Source organism: Parabacteroides gordonii MS-1 = DSM 23371, assembly GCF_000969825.1.
GTDB classification, from domain to species: Bacteria; Bacteroidota; Bacteroidia; order Bacteroidales; family Tannerellaceae; genus Parabacteroides; species Parabacteroides gordonii.
Genome location: NZ_KQ033920.1, coordinates 834,772 through 842,916, shown reverse-complemented (window position 1 = coordinate 842,916; position 8,145 = coordinate 834,772). Strand labels below are relative to the sequence as shown.

Annotated in this window: 6 protein-coding genes and 1 pseudogene; all 7 read left to right on the top strand. The window is 46.6% G+C overall.

Annotated features, from left to right (window positions below):
* Positions 1-981: pseudogene (locus HMPREF1536_RS20505) on the top strand (DUF4906 domain-containing protein); the annotation flags it as partial.
* A gap of 64 nt (positions 982-1,045) precedes the next feature.
* The gene (locus tag HMPREF1536_RS20500) at positions 1,046-1,822 is read left to right on the top strand and encodes a DUF4469 domain-containing protein (RefSeq protein ID WP_028729282.1); all 777 of its coding nucleotides are present in this window, start codon (positions 1,046-1,048) and stop codon (positions 1,820-1,822) included.
* A gap of 175 nt (positions 1,823-1,997) precedes the next feature.
* A complete protein-coding gene (locus tag HMPREF1536_RS20495) occupies positions 1,998-3,758 on the top strand; it encodes a fimbrillin family protein (protein WP_028729283.1) in 1,761 nt (586 codons plus the stop codon).
* A gap of 79 nt (positions 3,759-3,837) precedes the next feature.
* The gene (locus HMPREF1536_RS20490) at positions 3,838-4,854 is read left to right on the top strand and encodes a fimbrillin family protein (protein WP_225608029.1); all 1,017 of its coding nucleotides are present in this window, start codon (positions 3,838-3,840) and stop codon (positions 4,852-4,854) included.
* Between the two features lie 20 nt (positions 4,855-4,874).
* Complete coding sequence (locus HMPREF1536_RS20485) at positions 4,875-5,843, top strand: fimbrillin family protein (RefSeq protein WP_028729285.1); 969 nt, start codon at positions 4,875-4,877, stop codon at positions 5,841-5,843.
* A 47-nt stretch (positions 5,844-5,890) separates the two neighbouring features.
* Positions 5,891-6,955 carry a fimbrillin family protein gene (locus HMPREF1536_RS20480; protein ID WP_028729286.1) on the top strand — a complete coding sequence of 355 codons (1,065 nt, stop codon included), beginning with the start codon at positions 5,891-5,893 and terminating at the stop codon, positions 6,953-6,955.
* A 94-nt stretch (positions 6,956-7,049) separates the two neighbouring features.
* Positions 7,050-8,135: a fimbrillin family protein gene (locus HMPREF1536_RS20475; protein ID WP_028729287.1), complete on the top strand. Its 1,086-nt coding sequence runs from the start codon at positions 7,050-7,052 to the stop codon at positions 8,133-8,135.
* Positions 8,136-8,145 lie beyond the last annotated feature (10 nt).

Genomic DNA, 8,145 nt, shown 5'->3' with positions numbered 1-8,145 from the left:
GATCATAAAAACATAGTCGATCTGATAAATGGTGACGACTTTGATAAAGCTCGTATTTACTGCCGCGTAGCCCCGAATACAACAGGAGGTAGTGGGATAATTGCCGCTTACGATAAAGACAACAATATTCTTTGGAGCTGGCATATCTGGGTAACGGACTATAGTCCTGATGCAACAGGAAACAAAGATGTACAGTTACCTGAAAGTAAACGAAAACTAAAATTCAGTAGAAGTGATTTACCAGACCAGTTGCCTATGATGGATCGCAACTTGGGGGCGATGGCCGGATATACAACAGTTCCGCCCAATCCATTAGAAATATCAAAAACAAATGGTTACCATTATCAATGGGGACGAAAAGATCCATTCAGAAGTAGCTATACAGCAGAAAAAAATGTAAGCAACATTACTGTTCCTGCACCTAATACAGCACCGGTAAAGAATCTGTTGAGCCTTTACCAACCTGATGGAATCAGTTATTATCCGGTAAAAATTAAAGCCCAAAAAGTATCCTATCGGACAGCGTATGAAAACCCTGATATTCTTTATAAGATGAAGGGGAATGAAACACAATGGAATTCGGGAGATCCCGGTCATGCTCTTGCTTGGGGTACTAACGATAATAAAGGCTTACACGATCCATGTCCGGTTGGTTGGTGTATTTGTAGCATCGAGAATTATAAGCCTTTTTTTACAAATACAGATTATAATAGATTGAACTTATCTGCTATAAATGATCCGATAAATGACGGAGGATATTTAATTGTTTATGAACGCAGTACAAACAAGACAACTTACCTGCGTCTTCCAGGATATTGGATTGGAGAAAATCAATTTACCCGTATAGGGACTTTAGCCTATTACTGGCCAAGAGAAAAAGGAAGTATGCTTCGATTAGTAGTAAATGAAACGACAAGTTTAATAGGTTCTGAGTTTGTAAAAGAAGCTATGCCTGTCCGTTGCATTCAGGAGCGAGAATAGCAAATAACACCCGGCCTTGTGCCGGACTAAATAACATTAGTATTAACATTAAATTTTCAACATCATGGAAGATTACAACAAAGACTATTACTGGGAGATTTACCTGCGTGATAACCCCCTGACGAAAGACAACACGAAAGACTGTGTTGCCGAAGTGAAAACCGGCCCGAAGACCCTCGATAAGGAAAGCGTAGCCAAGGAAATCAAACGTACCGGATCGGAACTGAAATTGCCGACTATTATTTCGGTAACCTCTCAAAACAGTGATATCATTCTCGAAGCCTTGTTGAATGGAGATAGCGTGCAGACCGACCTCTGCCAGTTCAGCCCGCGTGTCCTGGGTAATTTCGCGAGCTCGGAAGCCTTGTTCGACCCGGCTATCCACAAGCTGACATTCGACATTATCCCGACCAAGAAGCTACGCGAAGCGTTGAAACACGTGAAGGTGGTCAACCTTGGAGCAAAAGCCAGCGTGGCTCATATCGGTCTTGTCACGGATACGGCAACCGGCCTGTTCGACGGATCGATCACGATAAACGACGATATTGAGATTACAGGAAATAACATTAAAATAACAGGCGACGACGCTGTGGTAGGTGTCTTCTTCGTAGCCGAAGACGGCACAACGACGAAAGTAACCCGCCGTTTCACCCAGAACGACCCCAGCAAGGTGCTTGCCCGTGTTCCGGCGTTGGCCGACGGAAGCTATACACTGCGTATCGTTACACAGTTCAGCACCAACACAGAACTGAAAAACCCTCGTACGTTGGAATACAAGGACAAACTGATCGTTGGCAACAGCGGCGGAGGCGGAGAAGATGATCGTCCCGTAATCGAGTAATCGGTGAGGGGCTGTCACCCGCCCGAGTGAGGGGGTGTCACCAGGGCGAGTGACACAGTGTCACCAACGTTAGTGACACACCCTCACCTTACCGGGTGACATGGGGTCACCGGTAGCATCCGCCCGATATTGTGCACCCTTTTGTGCATCTTGAATAATTTATAAACAAAACAATATGAGACTAGATTACTTAGTTGCTAAACCGTTCCTGCTGGCCACCCTTCTTTTGTTGGCAGCCTGTCACGATGACGACAAGCCACAACATGAAGGAGAGGGGCAGCTGATGGTCACAGTCGACAATCCGGGCAACCAGGCGTTGACGCTCCGTGTCTTTGGCAAAGGACTGGAAGAACCGCTTGAAAACCGTTTCGAAGCCGGAAATGCTGCCGACGTGCTCGAAGCATGGCTGCCGGTAGGAGCGTACGACGCACTGCTCACAGGCAGTTCGGAAGAAATCACACTCGACGCTACCGGCAGTTTCAATGCGGCTACCGCTATCGTAAATATTCCCGAAGGCTCTTCGACGATGCCTGCGCTCGATAGCCCCGTCTATGTAGCCGCCCATTCCGATATCACCGTTACCGAAGGAGAAAAACAGGAACTCTCCCTCGTCCCGGAAGATATCCGTCAAATCCTGCGCCTGACCGTGACAGTCTCCGACGGACGCATCACCAGCCCCATCGAGGCCACCCTGGGCAGTGTCGCACGGGAAGTAAGCCTTGTTACAAGCGACCCCGTTTCATCTGCCACCCTCGGCCTGTCCCTTCCGGCTCCCGGAGCGGAACAAACCAGCCGTGCCCTGGCCGGAATACTCGGTATCGTCTGGCCGCGCGAAAACGAATCGGCAACTACCGACAACGGCCATCTGTTGACGCTCACCTGGCAGACGGCCGACGGAAAGAAGCAAACCTATAGTGAGGACGTCTCCGAACAACTTTTCCGCCCCAGCCAATCCGGAGCCGACACGCTCGACCTCGCCGTCACGATCCGTGAAGAAGCTGCCAACGTCCCCATCCATTTATATACCGGAATCAAGACCCGCGCAATGATAGACGAGTTCAAACAAACGCCTGTCTGCATCGCTGCCGGAACCACCGCCGGACAATATACCGAAAGTTGGGACGGAACGGCAACCGACGGCGAAATCCTGCTGACCCCCGAACGATATTACCCGGCCGATGGCTCACCGCTTTTCCTGCGCGGCTATCATCCGGTTGCCCCGCTGACCAACGGTGAAGTAAAATATACCCTGACCGGACAGGAAGACCTGATGCTCTCGGTTGAACAAAACGGTTCGCTGACCGACCGTTTCAGTGCCGCCAAGACACCGCTCACGTACAGCCACCTGCTCTCGCAACTCAATTTCACGCTGCGTCTGAAAGGAGCCCCCAAAAACTACCGCGTCCGTTCGGTACATCTGAACGGGATGGCAGCATCAGCCGTCGTCAACCTCTTTTCGGGTAAGGTCGAACCCATCGGGACGGCTGGCCCTGTGGTAGTGTATTCCGATCCGGGGACAGGCGGTTTCCCGATAGTGGACGGCGTGGTTACGTTGCCCGGCTATGTACTGGTGCAGCCCGAAGCCAGCCTGTCGCTCGACCTGGTACTCAACATCGACGGTAATCCGGCAAACGACTTGTCATTCAAAGATCTCCCCGTGCAGTTCGGTGAGGGAGGAACGGAAGGCGGTAGCGCCTATGAGGTGGAGATCTCTCTCGAAATACCCGACACGCCCGATCCCGCCCCCACCCCCGATCCTGATCCGGCACCTGACCCCGACGATCCCGATGACCCGGTAACACCGGACATTCCCGACCCTGATCCCCCAACGCCCCCGACACCTCCGGAACCGGATGCAGAAAATGGCGTAAAGGTGACGGTCAAAGCCAAAGTGATCGACTGGAGCAAGGGGGACAGCGGTAACGTGGGCGTTTAAAGCTATCAATCAGATAAGAATATATATATCATTTATTATTAATAACTTATACAAGTAAAACATGAAAAAGATTTTAAGTATGGCAGCATTAGCCTTAGTGATGGCAGGCTGTTCGAATGACGACGAAAATGTAAAGATCGACAATGGCGAGGCATCAAATGCCGTCGCTATCCAGATCAGCCAAAAGGTAGCAGGGGTAGAGTCGAAAGCGGCGATAACACCGGGAAGTACGATGCAAGCGGTTATTGTGATGGTGGATGAAAAAGAAGACACTGGTAACCCGGACTTTGATGCATTCACTCCAAAAACAGAGAATACGTTGAAGGGCACTAAATTAGAAAACGATGGCAACCGTGCCACCGTAGCCACCACCCAGTTTGAAGCAAAAACATCGGCAGAGGCTATTACTTTGACTCCTAAATTGTATTATCCGATAACGGGAGATAATACAGACAAGAATAGCTACTTATTCGGTGTTTCTCCATCGGGGGCTGTAGCTGGAACTAGTGTTACATTTAATGAAAAAGACGGTTTGCAGGATGTGATGTATGCAGCCAAGGTGGATGCAGGTACTAATACTACTCATAACTCTGTGAGCCCACTTGAATTTAAACACAAGACAACTCAGCTTACTTTTGTAGCAAAGCTTTCCGGTGAATTGACTGGTAGCGATTGGAATGGACAAAAAGTGGTTGTAAAAAGTATAGTTATCCAGAGTGCAAAAGTTCCGTCGTCTTTGAATTTTAGTGATGGAACGGTAACCTGGACAGCCGGAGCTAATCTTTCTGTTGCCGGCTGTAATACAGAACTTACAACATCTATTTGTAGCCCTAGCGTTCCTGTAATGGTTCAACCAACTTCTGGAATAAAGGTTAATCTGGAATTATCAGTAAATGGTGTTATCAAGTGGTACAATAATCTGACAATTAAAAATAGTGCAAATAATGGTGATTTGACTACTAAAGAAGCTGAATCTCATGAGATCACTTTCACCATTACTCCGCCGAAAACAGCCGATGATGCTGTAGCAATTGCTCCTACTGCTAAGATTGTAGACTGGACAGTCGGCGAAGCAGGTAACGTCACAATTAAATAATCCAATTAACCCAATAGCAAATGAAACTACAAAGCATATACCTGCTGTTAGTTCCGGCTTTGCTGTCGGTATCAAGTTGTTCAGACCCGGAGCATTCCGGGTTTGAGCAAGTGCCGATCGAATTGCGTGCATCAGGAAACGGAGAGGTAGACACGAAAGCAGATTATCAGGAAATAACTGAATCTTTCGAAACAACCATCTTTGCATCCAAACGCGATGGTATCTATACCGGCATACCGTCCAACGCTGACCCCAACGAATGGCAGAAAAACGCAACTGTCAATATAGGCGGTTCAGTTTCATTGCCGGATAATCCTTCTTATCCAGAAAACGGTGACTGGATCTATCTGGTAGCCGTTGCCCCGAAACCATCTGCATACAACAGTTCCAACGGTTCTGTATCTTATAAGCTTACAGGCCAAACCGATCTGATGTATGCCGCGCAAATCCAGGGTAACCGATGGGATGGAAGCCGTTTCAGCAATACGGATAACACAAAAGACATCCCGCTTGAATACGCCCACCTGCTTACCCAACTGAAGTTTAAGGCACAGAAGATTACTGCGGACGGATTGCCTGTAAAAGTGAAGAAGATTACCGTAAAAGGAAAGAAAGACGTGAGTGTCGACCTGGCTTCCGGTAAAACAACTTTCAGTGGTGATGATGCCGATTTAACGCTGGAATTAAAGGATGGAGGAACAGAGATCACAGAAACAACAGCTACCGAACTGGATGGTTGTCTTTTATTGCCCCCGTTAACTTCCGGAGCTTATAAATTGACCGTCGAAACCTCTATCGGCACATTTGAAGACCTCGCCATCACTTTCGAGTCAGTTGGGGAAGATCCTTCCGGCAGCAATCATTTTGCCTCAGGTCATTCTTACGAAATCACCCTCAATATCGGCGACCGCGAGTTAGAGATCCTTTCCATCACCGTAGCCCAATGGACTACCGTTAAGCAGGATGGTGATCTGGAACTGGTGAAATAACCGATAAACGCAATTTATTAGTAAACAACATTCAAAAAGGAAACGAAATGAAACAACAGAAATTACAAATATCCTATCTACTCCTTGCCGCCCTTCTCGGCACAAGCTGTAGCAACGAAAACGACCCCATAACCCCCATCGACAAAACCGACGCCATCGAACTCGGCATCACCGCCGGGGTGTCGCTAACGAAGAGTGCTGTCACGGCTTGGACAAATGATGATAAAATAGCCGTATTCGCAACAGGTACAGATTATACAGCAGCAAAGAATAATGATCATGCTATCTATACCTATAATTCAAGTTGGGCAAATGGTGCAACTGATAAAATTTACCTAACTCACGAAGTCGCTACAATATATGCCTATTATCCATCAACTTTAACAAAACCAACTAATACTGACAATCCTGTTGTTGCTATTAGTGTTTTTGAAGGTGATGACACTTCTGATGATAGTAAATATCCGACTTTAGCAAGTCTGGATGCATCAACACTTATAACAGCCCCAGGTGAAGTAGATTATATGTGGGCGGAGGATGCTGATAATGTCGGAAATCAAGCACAAGCCAGTAACGGTAAAAAGACAAGTGTGGATGACGCCGTTAAACTGAACATGAAACATGGCCTAGCTATGGTATCTTTCAATATTTACAATGACAACACTTATAAGGGAGCCGGTAAGCTGACAAAAATAGTTCTAAAAAATGGTTCAGACAATGGATTAAGTAAAGGTTCCTCTACAATGGCTTTAAAAAACGGTACTATTGCTGTAAATAGTCCAGCAGCTGCTACTTATACACGTGGTTTTAAAGATGCTGAAGGTTATGCAATATCTAATGACAAAAGCACAGCACTAAAATTCAGCTTCCTTGTTTTTCCAGATAATTCATCCGCAGCAGCATTTGATAAAACAAAAGTACAGGTAGTCTTTACTATTGATGGTGCTGATTATCCGGTAGCATTAACAGCTCCTAGTAGCGATAGTGGTAAATGGTTAGCAGGTAATAATTATCTCTACACTGCTAAGTTAAGTGGTAAAGAATTATCCATTACCAGTGTATCAATAGCAGGATGGACTGATAAAACAGGAGGAGAACTAGGTGTTAAGTAACATCAACTAACATTATTCAGCAATGAAAGTAAGCTTTTCCCCTCGCAAAAGGGGAAAAGTTACATTACAAACGATTTAAACAATAGATAACAACATGAAACTATATAAGTACCTGCTATTAATAACCCCTTTGTTAGCCATCCAATCCTGCTCAAAGGAGATTGGAGAAGACCCGAAAGCCCCTGTCGGACTGGAACCCCGTATTGCCGGAGTTTCCCTCATAACCCGTGGAGGAGCCAGTGATGCCAGTGCTATCAAGACTCTAGGGATTTATGCCGTCAACAAAAAGGATGGCGAAACCACTTACGGAGTTTCCCCCACAGGTACTTATCGCAAATACAACCTAGAAGGTGGTAATGCCAGCCCTGCTGGAGACACAGAAACGTTATGGTTGAATCAAGAGCAAGCTATCATCTTCTCATATCACCCGATCGTATCAGATGTTGCTGTAACCGCTGGGGGAGAGGGCACAACTCCCGTCCCAACCATTACAATCCAGGCATCAGCCATTAAACCAGAACAAACCATTACGAAGACAGAAAGTAATAACATCTATGATTTCGCTCTCCCTGTTAATGACTATATGTATGGTGTAGAATACGATAACAACCAATCATCCGAAGCCAATAAATACCTTTCAACCCAACCCATAGCCGACAACGGCCACCAGTTGGGCGATGTAATTCCCAAAGGTCGTGAAGTCGCCATCGGCCTTAAACATGCCTTTGCCCAGGTTTCTTTTATAGTCAAACGGGGCGATGCCTATAAAGGTGCGGCTAAGGTCACCAAAGTAACCCATACCCGCAACATGCCAACATTAAAAGCCGACAACACCACAACCATGAACCTGACTGACGGAGCACTGAACAATCTGGCAGGCGTAACGGAAAAAACATATTTATATACGTTTAATGATGGCGTAGCTCCGACACTTTCCTCCATCTCCGGAGGTATAACCCTTACCAACTATGTAATACCGTACAGCACTACTTCCGATCAATCCAAGCTCGTAGTAACAGTTGACGGCAAAGATATGACACTATTGCCCTATACCGACCCTGCGTGGGAAGCCGGCAATATCTATACCTATACAATCATAATCAACCCGACAGGCCTTACCCTGGATGGGTTTAATATAACGGGCTGGGACGATGAATCGCTACCGGACGTCAATGTCTAACGAAAAAAAT